Origin of the sequence: Dickeya oryzae, assembly GCF_009372235.1 — a bacterium.
In the GTDB taxonomy this organism is placed as follows: domain Bacteria; phylum Pseudomonadota; class Gammaproteobacteria; order Enterobacterales; family Enterobacteriaceae; genus Dickeya; species Dickeya oryzae.
In genome coordinates this window covers 245,191-271,291 of sequence record NZ_SULL01000013.1, presented here as the reverse complement: position 1 = coordinate 271,291, position 26,101 = coordinate 245,191, and the positions used below count along the sequence as shown (strand labels likewise).

Sequence of the window (26,101 nt, the reverse complement as noted above, 5' to 3'; positions counted from 1 at the left end):
AAAGCGGGCTGTGCTATAACCGCTTTCGGTACTACGACCCGGCCGGTGGGTGCTATGTCTCGCCAGACCCGATAGGGGTGCTGGGCGGGTTGAACAATTATGCCTATGCTCCGAATCCCCTAACGTGGATCGATCCTTTAGGTCTTGCTAAGTGTGGGACTGGTGAATATAAAGATGTCGGTGGACATCACGTACATGCTAAAGCTGGTTTTAAGAGTAACCCCAAATATGATCCTAAAAAAGGATTCTCAATTAGTCAGGATTACATGGATAAGATGGGGTTAGACCATCAAGCTATGACTTCATATCAAAGGCAGGCGTTCAAGGAGCTTTATAATAGTGGGCGGCCTAATACTCTTGCAGAGCATACGAAAATAGCAGTCAATGCACTAGAATCAGGAGGAGCAACGACACAACAAGCAAGAAGTCTTGTTGCTGAATCGTTATGGAATTTACGCTCTCAAGGTGCAATCTCTCCCTCAAATATCCCTTGGTATAAGTGAGTTATCGCCATGACAGATAAAGAAATTTTAGATGAATTTGGTTGTGCCGTTATGCATATGGTTCGTGACCGTTCGATTGATAGGTTTGAAAAAATTCAATTAGGAACATTAAAATCACAGAGAGCTATAGAGCTGCATAATCTATTGTCGGATTTTGATGAAAAACAAAAAAAGGTAATTAAAGATTTAATTACCGAGTGTGTTGATAACACTGTATTTAATTTCCTTTTTATGTTTGAGGAAGATGAAAATAAGAAAATATTATCATCAGACGTTAATGTTAACGAAATAAGTGATGGTTTATCCGGTGAGCTTTTTACAGAAGATGGATGGATAAATAAATTTAGCAAGAAGAAATAATAAAATAAGCCGGAAGCGATCCCAACGATCCTTCCGGCTGCTTCTTATGCTGTTTAGTTCAACGATCATATATCAGGCTGTGTCCCTTAATTCAGACTCACTGGTGATGGTGACGAAATGTATTAAATTCATTCGTTTATGAATCAATTTCGTACATTTCCACTGCCGTCACTTGCCAACGCTGTATGATTTTCCACCACGCAGGTGATTAAGAGACACAGCCTGGATTGAATGAGGAAGTACTCTATTAACCAGATCCCGAAATGGATGTTGGGGATCCTCGCTCCAGTGCCGTTTTTAGTGTGTCACCACTTAGATGGTCGGTGATACCATCAGTTGATGCCCATTGTTCAAAAATGGACAACAGTTTATAGGGCTGCCTGATTAATGGGCTAATAGCCTCATTATGTTTACAGGCGAGCCAGAATAATCGTGATAACGGCGTGGATATCCGTGTGGAAGATGACGAGGATGTTTGGTTTTTGGTCGGCATGTTGATTAACTTTTCCAGTTCAGTATGCCGGATGACAAAGCAGGCATCTTGCGGTAGGTCGTGAACCGGAAAGTAATCCTTTCGGAAGTCTGGATTCATGCCTTGTTGTTGAATCTCTTGATAAATATCAGTCCACATTTTCTCAGGGAGTCGCATGATTTTCTGGTTTATTCTTTCCTGCCATGTGATCTTTTCGAATACCTGAAATATCTCTCCTGAAAGAGTTACCGATATACCGTAATTGATCTCATTCTCACCGATGTGTGGTAATGGAATGTGCAGGGAGCGGGCAAGTAAACGTTGTACCATGACGTACTCATGTCCCGCTAATAGTGTGTCAATAATGGGCTGGGTGGGAGTAATGTATCTTCCCTCGGTACTGAGAATAAGATTTCGTTTGCCAAGGAAACTGTTTCTATCGAGCAAACAGAGTCGGTCGATGAATGAGTGCCCGACCGGGCGTAGCTTCAATTTATTATCCAATGTTCGTATTTTTCGTAAAACAACCGGTGACTGGAAGTAGATGGAAAGGCTGATGTTGCCATATAAAGCATGGCGATAAATATCACTGTCCGTCAGTTCTGTTTTTGTTGTTTTCTTCGTTATTCTGATAGCCTCCTGTATCGTCATCCATTCAGGCATACTGCTCTTTGTGTTTAAAAGGAAGGTCTGTTTTTGCATGATGTAATCTCCTTCAGCATGACAACCTTTCCTGTGCGTAGGGGATAACTGGGGGTTAATAAAATTACCGTGTATAACGTTAAGCTTTTATATATAAATTTCCATGGCGTAGAAGGGGTTTAGTTAGAATGACCAGAGTATGCCATTTTTATTTTTTTATCTTTTAAGAAAGAAAATAAAAATCCACAAGGAATGAGATAACCTTGTATCACAAGTGGGCTACCGCCTGCAGTGGTAGCACCACCACAGCATCTGAGATACGTATTCTTTAGTTTTATGAATGGATGTCATCACATTGTTTCACTGGCATGGACAGCCCAGAACTGTTCTGCCAGATTGAATTTATAGAATGAAATTTTTACTTAAAGTGATGCAGTTTGTCATAAAAATAGATGTACTGCTGTCATTATTGGTTATTACGTGTTAGCTCCGGTATTTTTGCGTGTATAGAAAGGGTAATTGGCATCTTTTCATTCTTAAAAGGTTACCCATCGTAATTGGCGGGGCGTTTTCGTTTGCCATAGCTTGCTGCGTCAGGTTGCATGGATGCTTGCCGTTTTTGACACTGGCGATGATGGTGCTGCGGTCATGAAGGATGTGTCACCAATATGCCGTCCGGCCTGATAACCGGGTTGACGCCATAGGCTGTTTGCACCGAGGGACTGGCTGCAGGGCATGTCGCCTGTCGCGGGGATGATGGCCTTGATCGAATCAGGAGAGGAGCCGGTAAAGCTGTTGTGCGGGGAAGCCGGGCCAGCCAGTGCGCCTTTCGGCCTGGTCAGCCAGTGCGTCCTTGAGCTCGTTGTGAATCCTTGCAGAAGACGGGCTTTATGGCCGCAACCGGAAGAGGCAAACAATTTCCCCGGCGCAAACGCCTTCCTCGCGCAGCAAATTCTTTGCCTCTTCCGGTCCTTCACGGTGTTACGGTCGCAAGCGATGCGGCCAGCCCGGCTCCTGCCATTCGGATCACCACAAAGGACGCGACAGGCGCGACCTTGAAAATCCGAAAGGAGCAACATCATGGCTAACATCGGCACCTTCACCACACAAAACAACGGTTTCACTGGCACCGTCCGCACTCTGAATTTGAATGTCAAAGCCAGGTTCATCCCCTGCGACAAAAGCAGCGAGCATGCCCCTGACTTCCGCATTCAGACCCTCGGTGGTTATGACATCGGCGCAGCCTGGCGGAAAATCAGCCAGGCCGAACGGCCTTATCTGTCGGTGACGCTCGACGACCCATCCTTCCCGGCACCCCTCTATGCCCGCCTTATCGAAGAAGAGAATGGCAAGCACCAGTTGATCTGGTTGCGCAGCAAACCGTCTGCCTGACAGCCAGACACCTCGCCCCGCCAGTCACGGCGGGGCGCACACTGTTACTCCGGCAATAAACCAGTGGCTCATTGCGTTTTCGTGGCTCTTGAGATGGTCAATGCAGTATGTCCCCTGCGTTAATGGGCAGGGGACATACAGCGAATACTTTTTGCTAACCGATGATAAAGTTTACTGCGCGCTCCCTGCATTCTCGCGCATAAACATAGGGCGCAACGTATCCCTCCCGGTTCATATCCAGATAATCCGACCACCATTGCATCATCGCTTGTCGGGCATCAAGGTATTTCGCTTTATGGATGTAAGCCGCTCGCACGCTGTTGCGCTCCTGATGGCTCATCTGGCGCTCAACCGCATCCTGTAACCACAGGCTGGATTCCATCAGCGCGCTACAGGCCATTGCCCGGAATCCGTGACCACAGATATCATTTTTTGTGTCATAGCCCATCAGGCGCAACGCCTTGTTGACTGTGTTTTCGCACATCGGTTTATACGGATTGTGAGCGCCGGGAAATATCAGTACCTGATGTCCGGAGATTTCCTGTATCTGTCTCAGAATAGCGATGGCCTGCCGGGAGAGGGGAACGATATGTGGGGTACGCATCTTCGCGCCACGCCCGGAATAACGTACGCCGGGGATGGCTTTGCGGGTAGCGGGAATAGTCCAGATGTGGTTTCTGAAATCAATTTCCGACCATCGCGCGAAGCGCAATTCGCTGGAGCGGATGAACAGATGCAGGGTGAGCGATACGGCCAGCCGGGTTAATTCCCGTCCTTGCCGGTAGTCCTCAATGCGTGTCAACAGTTCAGGTAGTTGCTCCAGCGGCAGGGCAGGGTAGTGACGTTTAACGGGCGGGGCGATAATACCGTCCAGATTGGCCGCCGGATTGTGTTCTATCAGTTCCTGATGCACAGCATGACGCATGATGTTGCACAGGTGCTGCCGGGTACGGGCTGCCACTTCCAGTAAACCTTTTTTCTCAATCCCTCTCAGCAGACCGATGCAGTGACGGGGTTTCAGCTCCGTGACGGGCAGGTGCCCGATAACCGGAAAGAGATGGTTGTTCATACTGGCGAGCAGGCGAGTGGCATGGCTCTCTGACCATGTCCGGTTGCTCTTGTGCCAGTCCAGGGCTACATCTCTGAATGATTTTTCTGGTGAGCGGGGCGCTTTTTTTGCCGCCCGCTGGTGTGCGGGGTTGATATTCTGCGCCAGCAGTTTACGGATGCTGTCACGTTGTTGACGCGCATCAGCCAGCGATACATCGGGGTAGGTACCTAAACCAAGGCGGGATTCTTTTTTATTGATACGATATTTGAGATACCAGAGACGTGAACCGCCGGGATTAATCAACAGGTACAGGCCGTGAGAATCGGAAACTTTGTAGGGTTTTGCAGATGGTTTTAAGTTGCGGATTTTTGAGTCATTAAGAGACATGTGGGGGTCACTCCGTCATCGAACTAACCTGACCCCCACATTCTTCCCGTGCAGAGGGAAAACTGAAAATGCATCGGGAAGATATTTCATGCTATATCGCTAAATAAAAAGCAGATGCCTTTCGACATCTGCTTTTCTGAATTTGGCTCCTCTGACTGGACTCGCACTTCATCTATGATTCCTGTTATTCGTGGTTTTCATAATATTAGTGTTTTTTATACCAACACTTCTACCAACATTATTTAATCTGCTTGTATAAAATGTCAATTAAAAACAATTGGTTATGACAACATGCGGTGCTGAACTCTATTGAACAATATGCATGCTTGGGCTTGGTATGCTTTTGCTTTTACCCGCTTTATTTCAATAGATTAGCAACATCAAAACCGATATCTTTAGGCATAACATATCAAAGAGATAAGTAAAACCCAAAGGATACGTTATGACCAAAGCGGAGATCGCCGAAGCTGTTAAGGAATGGTTCAATATTGAGAATTACAGCGAGCTTCATGATTTGACGGTCGAAGAGCTTTTCCAAGAGATAGAGAACCGAATTATCGTTTACCGGATGGAAAGCCGTCTGGCTTCGATGAGTTACGAAAACAGGAAGATACATGATGATTACTATGATGATTTGCTGGATGGTAAAGTCATTTTTGGGGATATCTTCGAAGGGCCAAAGAAAGAGCTTTCTTCCAGCTATGCCATCAAGCCTGTCACACACCAAGGGCTATGGGAGGTGGCGGGTTATGTTGCTGCTTTCGATAAATACGTTAACCCGGAAGGAAAACCCCTACCTCATATGGAAGTCTCACACTATCTGAAGGAAGCCGGGGTAAACAACGAGGGGCTGATGCTGGTTCAAATTAATCTGGCGGAAACGTCATCCGAAGAAATCATAAATCACCTTAAAGTGATGGTGCCTGAGTGGAAAGAACAACTACAGGCTCCTGAGCCTCCAGCCAGAGATTTCCGTTTTGGGGTTAGCAACCTCAAAAGAATACTTGATTACAACATCATTCCCATCATGGATTTGCTGTTCTGGGCGCAGGGTGAAGAGGTCAGGATTGGTATGCCGCAACTGACCAGCTTTTTATACCCTGATGAGTTCAAAGGCGGTATTCGTGATGTTGAAAAAGTGAAATCAACAGATCATCCACTGGCAGTCAAGTATCTGACAAAGCATACTTACTATCAGTCTTTTGTCGATTTTACGTACAGATACGACGACAGAAGACACTGGAAAGTACAGGAACTGATCGAAGATGAACTTGGTAAGGACAAGGAGGAACTTGATCAGAACTGACCTTTCAAGTGGCGGTGTGTTGCGCAATGCAGATATCGCCTATATTCACTGAATCTGAACATACCCAATTTTTATCCTCCCAAAAATCTGCGTAAAAAACTCTTTTCTGAACATCCCTAGTTTAGAATCAGACAAAATCCTAGAATTATCTCCATCGAACAACACAGGAGATAAATATGGTTCAAATCGAAGAAAATAAAAAACAGCGCCTTATTCGTTTACCGGAAGTAATAAGAAGAACAGGATTTGGTAAGACGTGGATTTATGAACTTATCAAAGCCGGACGTTTTCCTGCACAGGTAAAAACGGGTGTAAGAGCAGTAGCTTTTATCGAAAGTGAGATTGATGCGTGGATTGATAACGCTATTTCACAATCACGTAGTGTATCTAAATAATATAAACAAGAGGAAATAAAATGAAGAGTATGGTATTGCCATCAATGAAAATGAATGTCACCAATGATTCTACAAGATATTTTATATTAAAAAGTTGTGAGGGTTATGATAAGTATTTACGACGCATGCAGGAATGTGTGGGGGAAAGGTTCTATTACCTCCTTGAGGATGATGAGTATATGGAAGATATTTTAAAAGCAGTCATAGGAAACAGCAAGATAGGTTTTAACAAGTTTTTAAAAAGGCACAGATATAAAGGTTCGCTTAATGACGTTCACTTTGATGAAGTTCTTGTGAATCTACGCGAAATACACAATGCAGTGAGCTTCTGTATTTTAAACGACCACCAGTAGGTGTTAGATCTGCCTCGTCAGGGGTAAATAATATCAAAGTGAAATATAAAAGCATTTAACTATGAGGAACAAATATGTCTAAAGAAACCGTTATTGAAAATAAATCCACAGCGCTGTTCTTTGATCTTGCTAAAAGGTCGTTTAAGACAAGCTGGAAAGTCCTGCAACAGATTAATGGTGAAAGTAAGGAGCTGCTGGATGATCCTGATTTTATGAGTCCATTCATTATGAATGTATTTGACCATATTCAGAGGAACTTTGAAAGGTTTACGGCTCAAGAAGGTAATCGTGGTGATATTACCGAAGTTAACTTTGAACTGGTTGCAGCAATGTTGGTGCGGTATTCAGATAGTTTTAGAAAGTAAGTTTAACGTTGCCCCGCAAGGGGCTAACAACCATAAATGTAACATAAGGATTAAAAATGAAAGAGATAGTATTGAAAGAAAAAAGTGAAGCAGCAATATATATTATTTCAACAGTATTACAGGGGTATTGTGAAACGATTTATCACATAAATGAAAAAGAGCCTGAAACAGCAATGAATATTATATCAGGAGAAATGCTATCAGAAATACTTTATGACGTGCTGATTGCACATGAGGTTGAAGTATGCGCTAAAGATGAGAGATATAAAGATTTATCTGACATCAACTTTGATGAGCTGAAGGAAACGATTCTATATTGGCATAAAGAACATGTCATAGAACTGGTGTTAAAAAACATAGAGCAGAATGACACTGATGATCGTGTTTATTGGAAACTTAAAATAACGGTAAATCGTCAATGACAAATGGCTATATTCCCTCGCTGAGAGGGAAATAATATAAATAAAAAGATGAGGTAATCAATATGATTGATGAATTCCACGTAATGTTTATGTACAGAAAAATCCAAGCAGAAGCCGCTACGACAGACCTTAAAACCCTGAACCAACTGTTGAAGAAGTTCCGCAAGGTGGTAGCAGAGCGCCGTGAAGAATACTATCAGGAGATTGGTGAGAAAAAGGCGCGTAAGCTGAAGGAGAAAAGATTACAGAAGCTGCTTGAAAAAATGGAAAGTGACCGTATTTCGCCAGAAGATCTTTGTTGCTGACACCAGAAACTGCGAAAGGTATTACTTGAATGAACTTTCCTTCCAGAAAGTAAGCTCGTAAAAAAGTGGGTGAAGTAAATGTCAATCACTACATACCATATTGGTGAGGTCACCAATATGGTCTCTCTATTTTCATTTAAATAGCCATTTTCCTGCGTTTTGTATTCGTTATCGCATATCCATTTACTAAAAATGATATATCAGAAAGTTGCTCAAGGTTTTTCTCAACAGACTGCTGAAAATCAAGAGCCGCTTCAGTTCGTTGCTTTACCACGAGAGCGATAATTTCATCATCACTTTTTTCTACAATCGCTTTCGCATAAAGCCTGCGTTCATAAAGCTTATCAAAATCCCCTGATGATTGGACAGATTTTTTAGCCTCTGAATAACTTATAGGATTAATTTCATCGATAAAATTAACCATTAGAGATTTTCTCTTTTTATCTAGCCTGCGTAGTTCGGTATGTGCAGATTTATATTTCTTAATTTCATATTCAAATGCGTCTTCATTACGCAGTTTACGATATCCTTCTTTATATTCATCCATTGATGGTTGTTGTTTTAGTTTTTCAATAGTATCTAAATATGCTAATAAATCGCTGTTGTCTAATTTTACATTCCTCATAAATACCTCGTTAATAATGATTGTTATATTTATATATTAAGGTATGTAGAGAAAGTGTCAAATTGAGCAGATGGTTAAAAATTATTTTCATCTGCGTTCCCGGTGAGTGTAATATTAACCCTATACCATTCTGGCATAATAAATTGTAAAGGGGTGTTTTAAACAAGCTGAAGCGTTTTATATTGCTCAAAAATCAGCTCACCATTATCAGTATAAATCTCAACCTTACCTATTTTACCATCAGGTCTTTTGATTGAATAACGAATCAATCTGATATCGTAATATTTATCTAACAGATCTTTTCGATTAGCAAAATATTTTGATTTTGTTGTATGATTTATTAGGTAGTTATAGCTTGAACAAATATGTTTTTTGAAGTCCCTTTCGGATAAGCCACTTTCTTTAATTTTTTTGGTGATAAAAAATTTTAGCGGTCGCTCATATTCTTCTTTCTCTCTGGCTTTACGGGCTTGTTCTTCCTTCTTACGTTGCTGTTCGATGAGATAGAGCCTATCTTTCTCTGCCTGTTGGCGATTTTGTTCATTTTGAATGATGCTACTTACCTGCGAAGCTGGAATAACCTGAATGTTATTTTCCCAATATCGATAAGGATTACTCGACTGAATGTTTTCAACTGTAGTGAATATTTTATTTGTATCAAGTTTTTTATCAAAAGAAATAATACGATTATTACCCTCTTTTGCGATTAGTTTTGCTGTATTCTCTAAGTTTGCCTGACTTCTTAAATTAAATGAACCTACAACGGTGTTTCGGCTATTGTGATATAAAGCTTGTTTTTTATTGTCACGATAACATTCAAGATAAGAATAGAGTTTGAACTCTTCAATGCCAAATGTTTCCTCAAGCATAGCCATCTGTTCAGCTAAGACATTCAGAATGTCGTTTTTAGATAGTTTTTCATGAAGTTTTATCACAAGTGAACCGGGTAGTTTTTTCATTTTTTCTCCTTGTTATTATTGTTTTTATCAGGATACTGCTTTCAAAATATTTGTGCCATCAGCTAATTCTTTTCTTGCCGCTTCATTTTCTTTCGTTCGTTTGTATACCTTTCGTGGTTTATCGATCTTGATACTGTTTTTAGCATTAGGAACTGCATTATTCTTTTTCTTCTTACTAAAAATAAATGCGTCCGTGTAGATCTCTTTCGTTTCTGTTTCTAACGCTAAGTTTCGTCTTTCTTGCTTTGAGTAATCAGTATAGTTTTCTGGGTATTGTTCAAGCTCCGCATGAAGACTTCTGGCATTACTTAAATGCTCTTTACGCTTCTCATCAAGTTGATGACTTAGACCTTTGGCGAAAATGTTCGAGTTAATATATAGATGACCATGATGCTCAACGAGTATTCCTTTCTGTTTTAGTTTTTTGAATATGTTTGACATATTACCGGATGCGATATTCAATGCTTTGCAGAGTGATGATTGAGACAGATTGATAAGATTTCCGAACTCCATGTATTCTAAAATATAAGTTAATACACGGAATTCATTCTTAGATATATCTAAATCAGAAAAAACACGAAAGTTGGAAGTGAAAGCAAAAACGTAAGGCTGTGCAAATGAGATTGCTTTATCTTCTTCTGTTGCAATAACAGTGGTCGATTTTATATCTTTGTTTTGCAGCAAGTGTCTTGCGATATCAATCTTTTGTTCAGTGGTTAATGTTTCAAATAAGCGAAGTAGTTCAGTATCATTAGTATTCATATTATTCTCTCTTATAGTTTTTATTCTGTTATTTTTAATACTATGCAGAAATATAAAAGTCAATAGTTAAACTATAAATAAAATAGGAGTTTTATTATTATGATATTGCTATATGTTAAAAAACCTATGTTCAAACATAGATCTTGCTATGTTCGAACATAGGACGGATCTATGTGCGCACATAGGTATCTGCTATGTTTGAACATAGCAAAAAAAGGTGTGAAGCCTTGATTTTATTGGGCTGGGACCGTGCTTATAATTAAATAATTAGTAAGAAGTTAAGAGAGTCCAGCTTTCCTTTTTTCTTATGTAAAGAGAGTTTTACGTGAAAATATGCGGTTTTCTTGATGCTAATTTTCAGCGATGTGATTGTTTCGTACAATCACGGAGCGCTGCTGGCATCTTAGGAATACTGCAATTGTTTTACCTTTATTTTATTGGCGGCTGTCGCCGCAATTCTTTATGGATAAATCCATCATTAACAGGGACAAGCCCTGTTTCAGCAATGTGATTGTTTCGGACAATCACGAAGTGCTGCTTCTTTGAATATAGTTTTCCTATACGTTTAAGAGCAAATGCTATAGCCTTGATGAATTTCTAGTTAATATACTGACAAAGGGCGAAGCCGTGAGCGAAAGCTCATAAGAAAGGATTTGTTTTTCAATATGAATTTTTAATTAAGTATAGGGTAAATCTGGTATATATAATATCGTAAAAACTAAACCGTCCATGAAGTCGTAATATTAATCATACTATTTCTGCTTTATCGGCTATCGCCGAGATTTTTTATGGATAAATCCATCATTAACAGGGACAAGCCCTGTTCCAGCAATGTGATTGTTTCGGACAATCACGAAGCGCTGCTTCTCTAAATATAGTTTTCCTATACGTTTAAGAGCAAATGCTATATGTTATCGCGGTAATTCTATGTTTAAACATAGGATCAATTTCTTATTTTATGATGGAGTGATCTGGAAACAGTTTTCCCTCTATTTACTATCAATATTGAAAAATCACCTCATAAAAATAGAAATATATATTTCAGAGTTAGGGCGTAGCCGTGCTCATGAAAACGGGTTTATCGTTTTCGACAGCACATGAGCGTTAGCTCATAAGATAAATATTTTTTTCAAAAGAAGATTAAAATAATAAGAAAAACGTTGTTGTCCAAAAGTTAAATTTGATTTTCATAAAATAAATATGGTATTAAAAAATAAAACAAAAAGGAAAATCAAAGGATGAATAATATTAAAATCATTACGCTATTTCACGCTAACAAAAACGTACCATTTATGACCTGTATGGTTAAAGACATTGAAGAAAACAAACACGGGATAAAACTTATCTTAGAAAACGGCAATAAAATCTATGTAAAAGATTACGATTTTTTCTTCCTGTCAGAATCTGCAAATGAACATGATAAAGAACGTATGGTAAATGTATTTGGGAGACTGATTTCAGAACTCAGCCAAGTTAGCGAAAAAACAATAAAATCTCTGATATCAGAGACCAAAACCTACAACAGTCAGCATCCCAACACGCCCGTTAGTGTTTTGGATGATTATTATTACTGTCGCAGAGTGAAAGCCAATACCTCAGATGAACCCGCATTGATGAATGCACTTGGCCTACAGGATCTGCGTGAAGCCATAACAGAAGATGTCTTCTTATCTGAACTGGAAGCCTCTGGCGGTATCGTACTTCACACCGATATGGGCTATCCAGTTGTGGAATACAAAGGTACTGATATCAGAATAGCTATCGAGCCGATAAACCTTGCCTCTATGCGAGATCTGACCAATGGCTATGTGGTAATGTTCAGGAACGGTGAGTTCGAGCATGAACTTGAGGGCGATCACTATGAGGCGTTATCTCAGGCTGTTGATAGGCTTAAGATCGCTGTTGTGATGTACATATCTTTTAAAAATAACCCCATATACTAAAAATTCATATACAAAATGGGAAAAGTTTTTTTTAGAATAACCATTTTTATTACTTCAATTTAATTAATTTTAATGATAAAAATAATGTATTTATTACGTTATAGATAAATGTTTATTTAATTTTTTAAAGGATGATTTAATGATCTCGGGGTTGTTTCTACGTAACTTCAAAAATTATGAAAACATAAACTTCATCCCATTCTGGACGTCTGAAAATGATAGGATGACTATTTTTGCAGGTGATAACGGCGCAGGTAAATCTGCCATTTTAGAAAGCATAAACTGTTTAATGAATAACATTGATAGCAAGGAGTGGGCATATTCAATTGGTCAAAACAAAGATCGCGTTAATATTTTCCCTTTGTTTTTGATAAAAAAGAATGAATGGCTGAACGATGATGTTCAACAGATGGAAAGAATTTCTCATTATTTTTGGAACTATAATTTTCTTGATGTATCAACTGCTGACTTTGTTAAGAAATTTATTTCATATAGAGATAGCCTTAGGGGTTGGTATCCACCTGATGAGTATTATCTCTTGGCGATTGGTAAGAATTTTGAAGGAAATATTTTACTCACGAGTACTTTTCATAGAAAAATAGCTGATGCAACAAAAAAAGATGGAGTCTCTAGAGATAAAATAAATTCTATATTCAAAAAATTGCTAGAGCGTTACAAATTTGTGTATCTTCCTGTGGAAAATAAAACTAGTGATATACTATCTCTTCAAGCAAATGAAATGCAAGGCATGATGGATAGAGAAATTTCAGATGAAATTAGAAATCTTTTATCTAATAAAGAGCACCTCCTGCCCGTAAGTCATCCATTAAATGATGGGAAAAAAAATGCGAAAAAACATAGCGTCATTGACATTATTAATAATAAACTAGATTTGTATATAGATGATATTAATAAAAAAATACCAGAAGGTTACAAATTTGAATATAAAGGGGCCATCAAAAGACCTATTAAGCCAACAGATATTTTGGATTCAATTTTTTTAAAATATTTTTCTTATAGACCATTATCAAAAAACTCTAAAAATATTAAAAATTTAAGCTCTGGGGAACAACGTATTGCATTGATTGATATTGCAACTGCACTCCTTTCTACAGAGTCTCCAAAAAATAAAGAAGTAATTTTAGCTATTGATGAGCCAGAGGTGTCTTTAGAGTCAGCCCATAGATTTGAGCAGTTTTCAAGCTTGATTAATTTATCTGAAAAATACAACAAACAAATATTTATTACAACACACTGGTATGGTTTAGTATTGAGACCTATGCATGCATCTTTACATTATATACATAAAGATAATGGCAATGTTAAAATAGATGCATTCCCATTAGTAAACATTCAAGAGAGTAGAAGAGCTTTTCCTAATTCCATTGAGATTAGAAGCTATTTTGATCTAATGGCATCTATGTTAAGTTTATTAAAGAAAAATGAATACAACTGGATTTTTTGTGAAGGGAGTGAGGATTATTTATATCTTAAGTCTTTTTTAAAAGATACGATACCGAACCTATTTATCCTTCCCTTCAATGGTTGTGGGAATATAAAGAAAATATTCGATTTCTTGCATGTGCCATTTTCTGATAATGAAGAGAATAAACAAATTAAAGGAAAGGTAATGTGCCTGATTGATACTGATACAAAAAACATAATCAAGGTAGATGGTTATTCTTTAAATAAATACAAAGGAAAACTTGGGTTCTTTCGGTTGTCTATTTGTGATGATAGTTCCGATATTGTAAGTATTGCATCCCCTGATGCGACAAATACAGAAATAGAGGATTTTTTAGATCCTGAACTCATGTTTGCATCATTAACTAATCTTTCTATAAATGATAGTACCTTACAAGGTTTTATGGGTCTATATAATTTGAATAAAGATGTTAAATTCACTAACATAAGTAATGGAATGAGTTTTCTAAAAAGAAAAACAAAAGCATCCCATGAAAAAATAAAAGATTTTAGTGATTATCTATCAAGTGCCAAGCTTAAAAAACTCATTGCTGAAGAATACACCAAAGACCCTAGTAAAATTGTAGTTAGACAGGAGGATCAATGGGTCATAAAAATAAAAGATTTCTTCTCTAAATGAATGTTATCAATAAATCTCCCCTCTAGTGTGAGGGGAGTATATTACTAATCCAACAACCCACGCGAAACCTTACTTGCTGTCTGACTGAAATTATATCGGTCAACAACATTCCCTTTAAACCAGATTTCAAGGGAGTTCATATGAGCGGTGTTGCTGTTCTTCAGCAGGGCCAGACCGGGAACGTAGTTCGATATCTGACTCTCACCTGACATACTGGAGTAGGACCACATTTCCTGACCATCATTGCTGGCGCGTGTTTGCGGCTCCCCGAATGCAGCCAAGATTTCCTGCTGCGTAGTTTTCCCTTTAACGATTTTGGTTTTAACGGTCTGTTGGGTTTCGTTTTTCAGGGATTTATTACCATAAGTCGTGCAGGCGGAAAGAGGCAGGATCACCAGTGCCGCAATAAGCAGTTTTTTCATATTAACTCCGATAAAACATAACAATAAAAAAGTAGTATGAAGGAGATTAAAAATCGTGTTGGTTGTAGACCACCACAAGCCTGTTTCATTGATTACTGGCGAACATGTGCCTCCACAGAAAAATGGAAAAGCATTAGGTGAACGAGTAATCGGGTAAATTAAGTGATTATCACGTTATTCCATATGAAACCTTGCCTGTGTATTTCCCCTGATGTGCATAACAGCCATTCCTGCCCCATAAAACAGCCTGTAGTGCGTTTCTTACAATCTGAAAGGCTTTGGCTTTTACTGAGCCTGAAGTACGTGGCAAATCGCTTTATGAGCCTCTGTTTAACTCTATCTATCAGCGTCAGGTATGGCAAGCAAAATGATCGGTATATCAGATCAATAATTACATATTGATAGATAATAGCGATTAAAATAGGTTTATCGATCGGTATTTTAATTGTTTTAATCGATCGAATATGCAAGTTATGATAGTTAATGTCTATCATTGTTTCAGTTTTGATCGTTACAAACGATATGACGGCCAGCAGAAATAATTGAAAGCTATCAATTGGTTAATGAGGTGGCTTTGTTCTTATGTGTCTGTCAGAACAAGCTGTAACGGATACCGGTAAACAGTCGCCTCCCTTAAATGACAGCGTTTTTGATTATCAGGATGGATAAGTAGATGAAGAAGATTTTGCTCGTTGCTGGCACGGCACTGGTTCTGGCGGGATGTGGTGAGAAAGGCGACTTTGAGAAGGCTATCAACGCAAAAATATCATCGTCCAAAGTGTGCTACTCACTCAATGACAATGATGTTGTATTCAATAAAGGTTTCCCCAGACGGGTGAACCGTGGTTTCCGCTCTGCCGGATACAGTGCCAGTGATGAAATCCTTAAAGGGCTTGTTGAACAGGGGTTGTTAAAGGTTTCGCAAGAATCTGACGGGTTTAACAGTGTTGATGTTCTGGAAATTACCGATAAAGGTCAGGAAGTTGAGTTCTGGGATCGCAAAGACGGTGCCTGTGTGGGCCATCGTGCTGTTGCTGAGGTTAAAAGCTGGACCGAACCCAGCGAAGGTAATGGCGTTAAAATGACGCAAGTGACCTATACGTGGAAACTGGATGGTGTACCGGGCTGGGTGGATAAGAAAGCCTTTTCTGGCGTCAAGGGGATGGCTGCACCCGAAGAAACTAAAACTGTTCTGGTGAAAACCAATAACGGCTGGTCAGCACAGTAATTTCAGGAAAAGAAGCTATGAACACTATCTGGATGTTTTTCATTGCTCTGCTGGTGAACATACCATCACTGGCCCCGGTACTGTTTCTACAGAAGATATCAAAGAAGGTTAAGGTATCATTGGCCCTGAGGCTTTTTCTGCTGAACGCCTTCTTGGTACTTTCTATTGTGACGCTATCGCAGAACACCACACAAAAATATGGGTTGTTCCCGTTATGGCTGATGTTAGCTGCTATCGGGCTGTTTATGATCACACTGGTGCCAACGATAAAATTTATACGTAAGCATTTGACCATAGGTAAAAGTCGGGCTGTTATCCTCTCATCATTCCTGATTGTCTATGCCGCCAGATTTCATAGCGTGTTTTCAAATGTGAGTGGCAGCGGATACACGCTTAATGGATTCAATGTGGTATGGACGTTGTGCTTCCTGTTTGCCAGTCTGCTGGCTTATCTCGGTTGTGCTGGGAACAAAAAATACTATGGGACATCTATTCCTCTTGCCAATGCGCAGCCTAAAAGTCATAAAGCCTATGCTCCCCAATCAGAGATTGATGTCGATATTGCTGTGAAAGGATCAAGTGTGTTATTCGATCCAAATCTGGATATTGTGGAACAGCAGCGCTTTCGGGATGCTATTGAAAAGCGAAATAATGATAGATGGTAAGCTGTTTTAATCTATAATCTTAATTCATATGGCCCTGTTTTATACAGGGCTTATTGTATTAAATAATGTGCTAAATGAATTCGAGGTTGGTTATTTTTCAATGTTTTTATAATTCATTAACTGGGCATACCCCTGTTCCATTTCTTCAATAAAATCCTCACCAATAGTTGGAAATCCTGATGTTAGATTTTCTTCTTCCTTGATTTTAAATATTTCATATAAATAGCTGTCTTTTTTATGTACGACATGAATGGCAGGGAAAGGTCTGTTGTTTATAATCTTCTTATTAATCTCCTTATCATTAATAATATTATATTGGTCACCAGTAATATCAATCACAATGTCATCTATCTCAAGCCAGTAGTGAGTAATCTGACCATTTTTACCTGTGGCAGCACTTACACCCTTTATCGAAAGCTCAGGCCATAATGTCAGGTAATGATAAGAAAGAAGCATCGAAGAAAGCTTACAACTCATGACAGGAAAGCAATCTATAACGAGGCTGGTGTTCTTTTTGTCACAGAATTCGATCAATTTTCGAAACTTTGTAGCTTCATCTTGGATTTCAGTAATCGTTAACAACATAAATCCTTAGTTGAGTAAAATAATTTACCTTGGCAATATACATAATTGGCTTCGAATTAAAAAGAACATTTTGTCATCATTCTCTGTAGTAGTGTGGTTTTAGTTTCAATGTATTATTTTTTCTGGATGGCGTAAGTAAAATCATAACCAAACTGTGATCGCGTTCAGAACGTTCATTTTTAGGAGTGCTTGGGACATAAGTAACTTCTTCTATACTTTTCAATAGAATAATTTTACGGATTACGCTTCAAGACCCAATGTCATCGTTTGATTGCTCTCGACATCCGCGTTATGATCTTACATCATCAAAATCCGTAGTTAATAAATAATGTAGAAAAACATATACAGATTATGAATGGACTTTTAACGAAAGATGATGCTGTGCATTTTCTGGTACTGACCCAAAAACTCATGTTTATAAGATATATAAAATTTTATCTTTATTAATAGTGTTTGAATCCATTCAGAACTTGTTTTTTATGATAAATTTATGTAAACGCATTCATTGTGTAATGATTTGTTGTTTATTTCTTGCTTTTTGAAGGCGAAAATAATATGATGTAAAATATTTTTTGATTTACAAATGAATTTCAGAGGGAAAAGTGTTTAAGCATAAACCAAAAAATATTATGGCATCAATAGGTGCTTGGGCATATGCAATTATCATTACATTGCTTGCATTTATTTATTCTTATCAAAAAAATGATGTTCAAGAATTAATAAAAGAAAATGCTTTTATTCTAAATTTTATTTTGGGTATTTCCGTTCTTTTAGTTCTCATACAATCTCAATTTATCTATGTCAAAAAAAGATTTAAGGAAAAAGATTATAATAAAATTTATTCTTATAATGATTTAAATTATTTTAAAGGTGTGATCCCGATAGTTGCTGTTTTAGGATTATCAAGAACGGGAAAAACAACTTTAATTGATACTATTCTATATAATAAACCATTAAATAAAAGAACACAGGGTGTCTATGGTAGGCTAAAAAACATCGAAGATAAAAAGAATGTTTTTTTCTACGATATGAGTGGTGAAAGTACTATACAGATAAATAACGTTATGCATTCATCAGATTGTATTATTTTCTTGCTGGATCATAATGAAAGTAGTGAGGATAAAGCCATTGATAAAAAAAGAGTTAATGCAAACGTAAAATTAATTGAGGATTTAATTTCATCATATAATGAAAAGGAAAGTAATAAAGGCATCCCAACTTTATTTTTAATAAACAAGTCTGACTTGTCTCGTGATTATGATTTGTATGAGGATTTTTATAAAAAAGCTATAATTAATTGGAGCCATGTTTTTGGTAAAAAAACAAAATGTATTAAATATTCAAATAAATATATTTCCGAGGCCATTGACAATACTTCGAGTACTACATATGCATTAAATGATATAATCGGCTTTATTAAGGAGAATGTATATGAAAAATAATTTTTTTGAACCTTTGATATTGAATGATATCCCATTCAATTTTGCTGTTATTTTACCAGTGAACGGTAGGGATACCCTCTGTATTTATAATGATAGAAAATTTGGACTAAAAGCATATGGCTATTTTCAATCAAATGGTCAGGAAAATAATAAATATTCCCCATCCACTATTATCTCAAGCTCTTTTGGTATAAAGAGTAACGAAAAAGAAATACACTTTATTTTCTCGGAAGATACCTATCCCGATATCAATAATAGAGATGAGAGAAGTTCTCATATTGTATTTGCATGGGAGGGTTTAAGTAATAAATACAACCATGAAAAAATATCAAGTATATTTTCCTCTTATGAGAAATATATTTATGATAACTTTAGAAAGTGGATTGATATTAAGGGCGAAGAGAGTGAAATAAATAACGGCGATATTTCATTAAATATCAATTATAATGATATGGAAAACATTGAGAGAAATATCGAAGAGCGCGTTTCTATAATTGTATATCAGGCAGAACGAACATCTTCCCTTATAGTTAATAAAAATAAAAAAACTAGACAGGTATTACTTGTTTTTTCATTCATATATTTAATTGTTATAACACTACTTTTTTTTACGAAGTTCATTTTTTAAAATCACAAATTCCTACTATGGCCACGTGATGGCCTCAGCGTTGGAGCGCTGTTGCTTGAATGCTCAGGTGGGCTGGATGGGGTGAGATTCATACTAAGCTCTAGAGCTTGATGATATTGCTCTGAACGACTTGGAAAACGCCTGATCTCATCCGCAGTTGGCTTGTAGTCATTACTGTTAAATCTGGCTCGTCTTTCATACTCAACGCGTGGAACATAGATACCCTGTACCTCATCAAACACGTAGTTTTCGGCAATACGTTTATCGTGATCCGCATCAACGGAAACAGGAGCGGGTTTCTTTCTGGCCCAGACAAATTTTTCTCTTATATATTCCACTACCAGCAAAGTGAAACGTTTGAAAATACCATCCTGACTCGGTTTAACCGGCTTTCTCTTACTTTTTACAGGAGCGCGTTTAACCGCTCTGGCCGTTGAAGAGGATGGGGTTATCAATTTGGTGCGTGTATGAGGCGCAGGGGCAACCAGAACAGGCTTTTGGTTTTCTGATGATGCTGATTGTGAACCTGTTTCAGAGAACTCTGTTCGAGGTTGTATTTCAGGTAAGACGATTTCAACAGGTTCAGGAAGCTGCGACACGGTAAAGCTTCTGAGGTCAACAACGATCTGAAGATCCAAATCTTTGAAGACACTATATGTGGCCTGTGCTTCCTGTTTCATCTCATCGCGTACAGCCTGTTCAGCAGCACGTTTTTCCTGAACGCTTCGACTGTTCCACTTGGCACGATGAATACGTTGCATTGCCGGGCGGCTGGTTGCTGTTGCTTTGGCAAGCCATAGTGCTTTTTCTTCTGCATCCAAGGTAATAGCAGCATGTTCGAGTGCTTCATTATGTTGAGCCTCAATAGAACGATGATCAATACGTTCATTACTGCCAGCAGCAGTAAGATAGCGGTTGGCAAGAGCAGACCACGCTTCACGCCACAGTATTACGTTTTTCTTGTCGTTCCAGCTCCTTTCTTTTTTACCAAAGCCATCAGCGGTGATCGGTTTTAATGTCAACATCACATGTGCATGGGGGTTATTGCCATCCAAATCGTGGAAGGCGATATCGGCAATCATCCCCTTATCAACGAAATTCTTCTGGCAGTATTCAACAACCAGTTTTATCTTGTCTTCATTGTCCAGTTCACAGGGAATAGCCACATCAAAATAACGGGCTGTTTGACCGTCTTTCTGACGCTCAACCCTTTCAACTTCATTCCACAAGGAGCTTGAGTTTTCGACAATATCAGCAGGTGCGGAAACAGGTGCTAATATCAGATGATGGAATAAATCTGTTCTGTGGCTGAAATCATAGGTATTGCCAGTGCGATCATCTGTTATTCTTGACCTGTTATGATAGGCGGCCTTCCTACAGGAAGACATACCCTCAGAACGTTTCACAATTTTAAACTCCAGATGAAATATCGCCATATAATAAAAGACCTCAATATAAAATAAAACCAAAATATAAAACGCAACGATAACTATGCTGCCGTTAGTTTTTCGCAAGAAAAACTTAGGGGTTGACGTTGACTTTGTTTCCGAAGGAAACGGTGTTAGCCTGCGGCAGGCAACCCCCGGTAGGGCCCACACGCTCACGAAGTGAGTGTATAAGTGGGCATTGTCTTATTAAAAATAGAGACAATGTAAAAGCCTCCCTACTTAATTAATACGAAATATATGAATGCCTGTAAAACAAAACGCCGAATTAAGCGGCGCAATCTGGATAACCGGGCGAAGTATTCCGCGATATTACATCAGTGGGGTTTAGATGGTGTCCGAAGGACAAAAAGAGTGTTAATTTATCCCGCCGTAAGGCGGGAAAACCCTAAAACAAGAAAATAGATGAGGTTATCGGTAATTTTCCCTGTTGCAGAATTCACAGGTTAAGGTAAGGAATCAAAGTAAAAAGTTTAAAGGTGGAATGGAAAACATTAATAAACAAAAATAAGTAACGCGGAGAGGTCGGGGTTTTAAAAGCAGCGGGATTTTATGTGCATTGTTTGTATGTTTCATTTTTCGCTGTGTTTCATTACTTTTAACTAACTGTAACATTGACGATTTTCGTTAACTAGCTGACGAAATAGTGTGATTTCATTCGAAAAATGCTCCTTGAATTCTGGACATTGAACGGCTCTGATCCAGCACTAACATTCCCAGTTTCGCGACTTCTGCAGGGAGTAAGCACGTTGCAACGATCTGTTTGACATCACCCTATGAGTCGATCGTGAACATATGGTGTTCTCATTTTTCATTATGGTGGTATATTATGATTACCACCATTACACAATCTATAAATTCCTTAATCGAATTAACTTTCAATGATAATTATTTCATTTAAAATGGTTGGTGTTTCTCTTGAGGCAGTGATCCACTGACTTGCTTTTTAGCAAGATAGTTACGGATAGATTGGATACGTGAATAAAACGCAAAAAAGTAACTATGAAAGCGGGTAGTGCGAGCCAGATACCAGATAGTGACTATCTGGCTGGAATAGCAGGAACTGTCGTTCTGTCTGTTTTGACCGGTAACCGCCTCCTGTAGTTAAGTTGTCTAGTAAAGATAGTGTGCTGGTTGAAAACTGTCGGGCCTCTTCATCTGAACATCTGGTGACTCTTGACACGGTTAGGACTATGCTTGCGAAACAGAAGTATTGCCAAAAACTAAAATGATTTATTAATTTCAGCTTATTATGGAGTAAGTATGACAAATGTAGGTTTTTCTTTTGAGGGGGTGATGATCGACCGAATTATTGCTCATAGAATCTTCCCAAGATCTCCAGATAAGCAAATGGTTCCACCTAAGTTGAGCAATCAGTTAATAACGTTAGAACAAGATGCTTTAGATGCACTACAGGTTCGTATAACAGAAGCCTTAGGCAATAAATCTCATGGTATTGAAATGTCTATTACCGATACCGGTAATGATAGTTTTTTTACGCTAACAACGTCTGTTCTGCATGTCGAAGGTCAATCATTTATTGACGTATCCAAACGATTGGCGTCTAAATTGACAGAGGCTCAATACAGTGCAGGGAAAGTTTCTGGTGGTGTGTTAGTAATCATTACAGGAAAAATTGGTGATCAAGCCTGCCCCTTCTTGGCTGTACTACGTGCTGAAATGCAAAATGGATTTCGGACTAATGATACTCCTGAAAAAATAGCGATGGAGTATATTGCTGATTTATTGCTTACGCCAACCCAACGCCTTTATAAAATAGGTATATTGATTGAATGTGAGTCAGGACATGAATTAATTGATGGCCGTTATGATACGCAATATTATCGTTCGTTTTTATTTGATCATTTGATGACATCGACAGAAACTAAAAATGCTGCTGGTTATTTTTACAGCGTTTTTCTTGGTATGGGGATCGAAAAGTCCTCCAAGAAATTGACTCAGGATTTTTTTGAACACACGCGAAATTTCATCAATCAGGCTCCGGTGGATGAAGAAACTAAATTTGATTTACACGAGTCATTGCGTTCTGAACTGCGAAGCCAGAAAGCAACTTTGAGTACTGCTTCGTTTGCTACGGAACATCTTCCTCAAGAATTACAGGCGAGTTATCAATCATTTATGGTTCAAAAAGGTTTTCCGCAGAATTCAGTATCTAAAGATACTGATTATATTAAGAAAAAACTTCGTCGAAGAAGTAAGCTAGTGTTTACAAGCGATGTATGGATATCCATACCACCAGATCAATTAAAAGAACTGGTACAGATTGAAAAAACAGATGATGATGATGACTCTACTACACTTAAAGTTAAAGGGCGGTTGAAAAGTCAGGAATGATTAGAATTGAGGATTTCAGACGTTATCTTGTTGAAAACCATGCTGCTTATGAAGCGTGGGGTAAACATATTGCGTCTGAAATCAATGCGACTTTGACTAAACAACTCGGTGAAGAAGAAGCAAAATACTTCATCAAGGTAGAACCCACGCCGAGAGTTAAAGGCATTGAGTCAGCCTTAGGGAAGGTTGGTCGAAAAGGTTATAACAATCCCATCCAGCAGATGACGGATCTCGTCGGAGTTCGTTTTGTTGTTTTACTCTCAGATGATATTGAGAGAATTTGTAATATCATTCAAGGTCATGAAGAATGGACAGTTATTGTATCTAAAGACTATCAGGATGATATAGAGGCGAACCCTAAATTATTTGACTATCAATCCAAGCACTTTGAAGTTAGACTAAAAGTAGATAGTGTGATATCGGGAGTAAATATTACTACAGATATGTGCTGCGAAGTGCAAGTTAGGACATTATTGCAACATGCATATGCAGAATTAGTTCATGATAGCGTTTATAAACCTGTTGGCCCTGTACCCAAAAAAGCTGAACGCCAAATTGCACGAAGTATGGCATTAATGGAGACAACGGATGAATTATTTTGTAATACGATGAAGCTTTTATGCGATACGAACAAACCAAGAAATGATTTTTTAGAGGAGCTAAAAGAACTTTATATAAATAAAATTGGTGGGTCTTATTTAAATAAGGAAGATAAAATTAACTATTGTTTTTTGGATGAATATAGAGGTTTTATCCAAGATGATCTTTTAACAAAATTAATTAATCTTCTTAATGAGAAGAAATATATACCAACTAAGATTCAACAAAGAGCAATGGCTAATTTATTTTTCGCTCAGCCTGTGGTTATTTTTGCCTACTGGATCGCAATCACTGAAGACAGTAGCAAATTACAGAGCGAATGGCCTTTGCCCGGATATTTAAATGAATTGAGAATGATTTTAAGTGATGTTGGTATAAGTAGCGGCATTGGGTATTAATCCCCATACCAACTTAAACTCCATGCTGTAGAAAATTTACTATAATCTAATGTCTGTATATATTAAATAATAACCAGCCATATGCTGCAGCTCCCTGTCTAAATCCCTTTATCTGCATCTGTAATATATCTTTTTATCTATGATCTAATATCTTTTTGGTAAAGCATTCTATATGTTTTCTATTGAATTGGATAAAATGAAAAGTGAAAATGATGTGAGACTCTGATGAAACAGTATTAATTTTAATGGGGAAAATTCTGTGATGTGGAGTATCAATATAATTATTGTTTTTTATATTTTATCAAATAAAGTTATCTTCTTGTATTGATAATTATTCAAAATATGGTAAATGATGATATAACAAAAACAAGGAGGTGTAATGTATAAGAATAATGATGAAGCCATTGATTGGGAAGCTAAAAGGCTTCTTGATGATGGTATCTATACTGATACAGAACAAGCTTATTTAGAAGCAGAGAAAATAGTAAACCAGATAAGGGAAAAAGCAAAGCAGCACCAGATAAAGCAACAATTTAAATTGAAGATTAAGTCAGTCAAGAAACAAATTGGTAATGGTTATGGTTATGATTATGCGAATGTCCCTTATGCCAACAAGAAAAAACATTGGGGAGAACATAAATGACCAGAAAAGATATCAAACAACAAATTGCTTCAGCACAGGAACGTTTATATTTCTTGGAAGCCAAAAAGAAACAGCAAACGAAAAAAGAAAATACTCGCCAGAAAATTATTTTCGGTGCAGAGGTTGCCAAAGTCTTAGGTTGTGATATTGGTTATGTAGATAAAGAATTAGTCTTTGGTGTTCTGCTCAATATATCTAATCTATCTGAGCGTGATATTGAAGGGTATAGAGCACAGGGCCAAATCTATATCGAAAATGTTATAAATAAATCCAAATGTTAATTATTTTTTTCACGTCCGAACGGTGAACCGACCTAAAACTTGCTTTTAGGTCGGTGAGCTGTTGAGCAAGCCCTAGAGGGCGCGGTAGCCAATTCAGATAAAATAAAAATAGGGGAAATATGTATTCTAAAGAAATATTTTCTACAGGAACGCCTGAAGATATATATGGAATGATTTTCGAACAATTACCATCAATCGAAAGTGATTATATTTGGCACGGTAGAGGTTGTAGATTATTGTTCACTATCATAGAAATATTGGTCTATTTGAGAGAAGAAAAATTTGTTATAATTGATTATGGGAAAGTAATTCGATTGATTGAACTTAAAAATCTAAAGGCTTTAATTGATTCGGATATACCAGAGCATTGCCGAGATAGTTTGAAGGAATATATCAGCGGTCTTCTCCCCGTTGAAAATGAATATCCTGTACACGAGTTCATCACGTTCCGTTTCCTGAAGATAGATACTTCTGATTTTTCATGACCAAAATTTCCACCATGCTTTTTTGCTTTGAACCCCTGATATATCTTTGGGTGGTGAAAATGATTCCAATGTTGTATTAACAGAGGGTGAATTATTTTTTAGGTAATCGATTAGTGATATCCATTCTCCCTGTCTCATTGTTTCAATGTGCTCTAAAGAAATACCCGTGGATGAGAATTTAGTGTTACTTTGGTTCAGTACTTCCTGACACCAAAATAAATAAGCCTCTCCAACAGGAAAACCATCATCCCAACTTTCGCTAAAACCAGAATCTAATACAGCTTTTTTACGACAACGTGAAATCTGACAATCCCCGAAATAGGAGAAATCATTTTTCAATGATATTTCGGCTTTTTGCTGGCTTGAATAGAAGCACATTAAGTAAACCCCCTCGGCTGGCGCGAGTTCTGCGTAGCGGTCTTTTAGAAGCTTATGGGGATAGTCTATCCCATTTCTGTTTTCCCATCTTTTAGCGCGAAATAAGCTATCCTGTATTTTTTTAAGTTTTACAGCGGTATCGATGCGGTAAATGTAATCATCCATATAACAATCTCTTCGCGTAATATAATAAATCCGCT

General features: G+C 38.0%; 29 protein-coding genes. 20 read left to right on the top strand and 9 right to left on the bottom strand.

Annotation, left to right across the window (positions count from 1 at the left end; all coding sequences use genetic code 11):
* Together FAZ14_RS20415 and FAZ14_RS14930 are read left to right on the top strand one after the other, a co-directional pair.
* Positions 1 to 503: RHS repeat-associated core domain-containing protein (locus FAZ14_RS20415; RefSeq protein ID WP_194287079.1), on the top strand; the 503-nt coding region annotated here is incomplete at its 5' end.
* Positions 504 to 512: 9 nt separating this feature from the next.
* On the top strand, positions 513 to 863 hold the full coding sequence (locus FAZ14_RS14930) for a hypothetical protein (RefSeq protein ID WP_153508804.1): 351 nt from the start codon (positions 513 to 515) through the stop codon (positions 861 to 863).
* 247 nt (positions 864 to 1,110) lie between these two features.
* On the opposite strand, the gene FAZ14_RS14925 is transcribed toward FAZ14_RS14930, so the two are convergent.
* Positions 1,111 to 2,037, bottom strand: coding sequence for a hypothetical protein (locus tag FAZ14_RS14925; RefSeq protein WP_153508803.1), 927 nt, complete (start codon positions 2,035 to 2,037; stop codon positions 1,111 to 1,113).
* A gap of 1,020 nt (positions 2,038 to 3,057) precedes the next feature.
* Here FAZ14_RS14925 and FAZ14_RS14920 point away from each other — a divergent pair.
* The gene (locus tag FAZ14_RS14920; RefSeq protein ID WP_153508802.1) at positions 3,058 to 3,369 is read left to right on the top strand and encodes a DUF736 domain-containing protein; all 312 of its coding nucleotides are present in this window, start codon (positions 3,058 to 3,060) and stop codon (positions 3,367 to 3,369) included.
* A 154-nt stretch (positions 3,370 to 3,523) separates the two neighbouring features.
* On the opposite strand, the gene FAZ14_RS14915 is transcribed toward FAZ14_RS14920, so the two are convergent.
* Positions 3,524 to 4,807: a tyrosine-type recombinase/integrase gene (locus tag FAZ14_RS14915; RefSeq protein ID WP_153508801.1), complete on the bottom strand. Its 1,284-nt coding sequence runs from the start codon at positions 4,805 to 4,807 to the stop codon at positions 3,524 to 3,526.
* 442 nt (positions 4,808 to 5,249) lie between these two features.
* On the opposite strand from FAZ14_RS14915, the gene FAZ14_RS14910 reads away from it, so the two are divergent.
* The 6 genes from FAZ14_RS14910 (at position 5,250) to FAZ14_RS14885 (ending at position 7,953) form a co-directional block, all read left to right on the top strand.
* Positions 5,250 to 6,113, top strand: coding sequence for a DUF6387 family protein (locus FAZ14_RS14910; RefSeq protein WP_125259811.1), 864 nt, complete (start codon positions 5,250 to 5,252; stop codon positions 6,111 to 6,113).
* Positions 6,114 to 6,289: 176 nt separating this feature from the next.
* Positions 6,290 to 6,508 carry a helix-turn-helix transcriptional regulator gene (locus FAZ14_RS14905; protein WP_153508800.1) on the top strand — a complete coding sequence of 73 codons (219 nt, stop codon included), beginning with the start codon at positions 6,290 to 6,292 and terminating at the stop codon, positions 6,506 to 6,508.
* A gap of 20 nt (positions 6,509 to 6,528) precedes the next feature.
* Positions 6,529 to 6,861, top strand: coding sequence for a hypothetical protein (locus tag FAZ14_RS14900; protein WP_153508799.1), 333 nt, complete (start codon positions 6,529 to 6,531; stop codon positions 6,859 to 6,861).
* Positions 6,862 to 6,935: 74 nt separating this feature from the next.
* Complete coding sequence (locus FAZ14_RS14895; protein ID WP_153508798.1) at positions 6,936 to 7,226, top strand: hypothetical protein; 291 nt, start codon at positions 6,936 to 6,938, stop codon at positions 7,224 to 7,226.
* Positions 7,227 to 7,282: 56 nt separating this feature from the next.
* Positions 7,283 to 7,648 (top strand): hypothetical protein, encoded by a 366-nt coding sequence (locus FAZ14_RS14890; protein WP_019843944.1) that lies wholly within the window; start codon positions 7,283 to 7,285, stop codon positions 7,646 to 7,648.
* A 62-nt stretch (positions 7,649 to 7,710) separates the two neighbouring features.
* Complete coding sequence (locus FAZ14_RS14885; RefSeq protein ID WP_153508797.1) at positions 7,711 to 7,953, top strand: H-NS family histone-like protein; 243 nt, start codon at positions 7,711 to 7,713, stop codon at positions 7,951 to 7,953.
* 136 nt (positions 7,954 to 8,089) lie between these two features.
* Here the strand turns inward: FAZ14_RS14885 and FAZ14_RS14880 are convergent, their stop codons facing one another.
* The 3 genes from FAZ14_RS14880 to FAZ14_RS14870 form a co-directional block, all read right to left on the bottom strand.
* Complete coding sequence (locus tag FAZ14_RS14880) at positions 8,090 to 8,578, bottom strand: DUF4756 family protein (RefSeq protein ID WP_153508796.1); 489 nt, start codon at positions 8,576 to 8,578, stop codon at positions 8,090 to 8,092.
* A gap of 158 nt (positions 8,579 to 8,736) precedes the next feature.
* Complete coding sequence (locus tag FAZ14_RS14875) at positions 8,737 to 9,537, bottom strand: hypothetical protein (protein ID WP_153508795.1); 801 nt, start codon at positions 9,535 to 9,537, stop codon at positions 8,737 to 8,739.
* Between the two features lie 27 nt (positions 9,538 to 9,564).
* Positions 9,565 to 10,299, bottom strand: coding sequence for a helix-turn-helix domain-containing protein (locus tag FAZ14_RS14870; protein WP_153508794.1), 735 nt, complete (start codon positions 10,297 to 10,299; stop codon positions 9,565 to 9,567).
* A gap of 1,238 nt (positions 10,300 to 11,537) precedes the next feature.
* Between FAZ14_RS14870 and FAZ14_RS14865 the strand changes: the two genes are divergently transcribed.
* On the top strand, positions 11,538 to 12,242 hold the full coding sequence (locus FAZ14_RS14865) for a hypothetical protein (RefSeq protein ID WP_153508793.1): 705 nt from the start codon (positions 11,538 to 11,540) through the stop codon (positions 12,240 to 12,242).
* 139 nt (positions 12,243 to 12,381) lie between these two features.
* Positions 12,382 to 14,346, top strand: a complete 1,965-nt coding sequence (locus FAZ14_RS14860) for an AAA family ATPase (protein ID WP_153508792.1) — start codon at positions 12,382 to 12,384, stop codon at positions 14,344 to 14,346.
* Between the two features lie 44 nt (positions 14,347 to 14,390).
* Here FAZ14_RS14860 and FAZ14_RS14855 read toward each other — a convergent pair whose 3' ends face one another.
* Positions 14,391 to 14,768: a hypothetical protein gene (locus tag FAZ14_RS14855; RefSeq protein ID WP_153508791.1), complete on the bottom strand. Its 378-nt coding sequence runs from the start codon at positions 14,766 to 14,768 to the stop codon at positions 14,391 to 14,393.
* Between the two features lie 673 nt (positions 14,769 to 15,441).
* Here FAZ14_RS14855 and FAZ14_RS14850 point away from each other — a divergent pair.
* Both FAZ14_RS14850 and FAZ14_RS14845 read left to right on the top strand, forming a co-directional pair.
* Positions 15,442 to 15,996 (top strand): membrane lipoprotein lipid attachment site-containing protein, encoded by a 555-nt coding sequence (locus FAZ14_RS14850; RefSeq protein ID WP_153508790.1) that lies wholly within the window; start codon positions 15,442 to 15,444, stop codon positions 15,994 to 15,996.
* Between the two features lie 17 nt (positions 15,997 to 16,013).
* Positions 16,014 to 16,661, top strand: coding sequence for a hypothetical protein (locus tag FAZ14_RS14845; RefSeq protein WP_153508789.1), 648 nt, complete (start codon positions 16,014 to 16,016; stop codon positions 16,659 to 16,661).
* A gap of 90 nt (positions 16,662 to 16,751) precedes the next feature.
* Here the strand turns inward: FAZ14_RS14845 and FAZ14_RS14840 are convergent, their stop codons facing one another.
* Entirely contained in the window at positions 16,752 to 17,246 is a 495-nt protein-coding gene (locus tag FAZ14_RS14840; RefSeq protein WP_235914569.1) for a hypothetical protein, read from the bottom strand.
* A gap of 602 nt (positions 17,247 to 17,848) precedes the next feature.
* Between FAZ14_RS14840 and FAZ14_RS14835 the strand changes: the two genes are divergently transcribed.
* Complete coding sequence (locus tag FAZ14_RS14835; RefSeq protein WP_235914567.1) at positions 17,849 to 18,688, top strand: GTPase domain-containing protein; 840 nt, start codon at positions 17,849 to 17,851, stop codon at positions 18,686 to 18,688.
* A complete protein-coding gene (locus tag FAZ14_RS14830) occupies positions 18,678 to 19,316 on the top strand; it encodes a hypothetical protein (RefSeq protein WP_153508787.1) in 639 nt (212 codons plus the stop codon). The genes FAZ14_RS14835 and FAZ14_RS14830 overlap by 11 nt, the downstream gene beginning before the upstream one ends.
* Before the next feature lie 2 nt (positions 19,317 to 19,318).
* Here the strand turns inward: FAZ14_RS14830 and mobQ are convergent, their stop codons facing one another.
* A complete protein-coding gene (gene mobQ / locus FAZ14_RS14825) occupies positions 19,319 to 20,752 on the bottom strand; it encodes a MobQ family relaxase (protein WP_153508808.1) in 1,434 nt (477 codons plus the stop codon).
* 1,272 nt (positions 20,753 to 22,024) lie between these two features.
* On the opposite strand from mobQ, the gene FAZ14_RS14820 reads away from it, so the two are divergent.
* The 5 genes from FAZ14_RS14820 to FAZ14_RS14800 all read left to right on the top strand — a co-directional run bounded on the left by FAZ14_RS14820 (position 22,025) and on the right by FAZ14_RS14800 (position 25,523).
* Entirely contained in the window at positions 22,025 to 23,116 is a 1,092-nt protein-coding gene (locus tag FAZ14_RS14820) for a nucleoid-associated protein (RefSeq protein ID WP_153508786.1), read from the top strand.
* Positions 23,113 to 24,114 (top strand): GTP pyrophosphokinase, encoded by a 1,002-nt coding sequence (locus tag FAZ14_RS14815; protein WP_153508785.1) that lies wholly within the window; start codon positions 23,113 to 23,115, stop codon positions 24,112 to 24,114. The genes FAZ14_RS14820 and FAZ14_RS14815 overlap by 4 nt, the downstream gene beginning before the upstream one ends.
* Before the next feature lie 379 nt (positions 24,115 to 24,493).
* Positions 24,494 to 24,757, top strand: a complete 264-nt coding sequence (locus FAZ14_RS14810) for a hypothetical protein (RefSeq protein ID WP_153508784.1) — start codon at positions 24,494 to 24,496, stop codon at positions 24,755 to 24,757.
* Positions 24,754 to 25,038 carry a conjugal transfer protein TraD gene (locus FAZ14_RS14805; RefSeq protein WP_033576544.1) on the top strand — a complete coding sequence of 95 codons (285 nt, stop codon included), beginning with the start codon at positions 24,754 to 24,756 and terminating at the stop codon, positions 25,036 to 25,038. The genes FAZ14_RS14810 and FAZ14_RS14805 overlap by 4 nt, the downstream gene beginning before the upstream one ends.
* Before the next feature lie 119 nt (positions 25,039 to 25,157).
* Positions 25,158 to 25,523 carry a hypothetical protein gene (locus tag FAZ14_RS14800; protein ID WP_231578102.1) on the top strand — a complete coding sequence of 122 codons (366 nt, stop codon included), beginning with the start codon at positions 25,158 to 25,160 and terminating at the stop codon, positions 25,521 to 25,523.
* Here the strand turns inward: FAZ14_RS14800 and FAZ14_RS14795 are convergent.
* Positions 25,518 to 26,066: a hypothetical protein gene (locus FAZ14_RS14795; RefSeq protein WP_153508783.1), complete on the bottom strand. Its 549-nt coding sequence runs from the start codon at positions 26,064 to 26,066 to the stop codon at positions 25,518 to 25,520. The genes FAZ14_RS14800 and FAZ14_RS14795 overlap by 6 nt on opposite strands.
* Between the last annotated feature and the right edge of the window lie 35 nt (positions 26,067 to 26,101).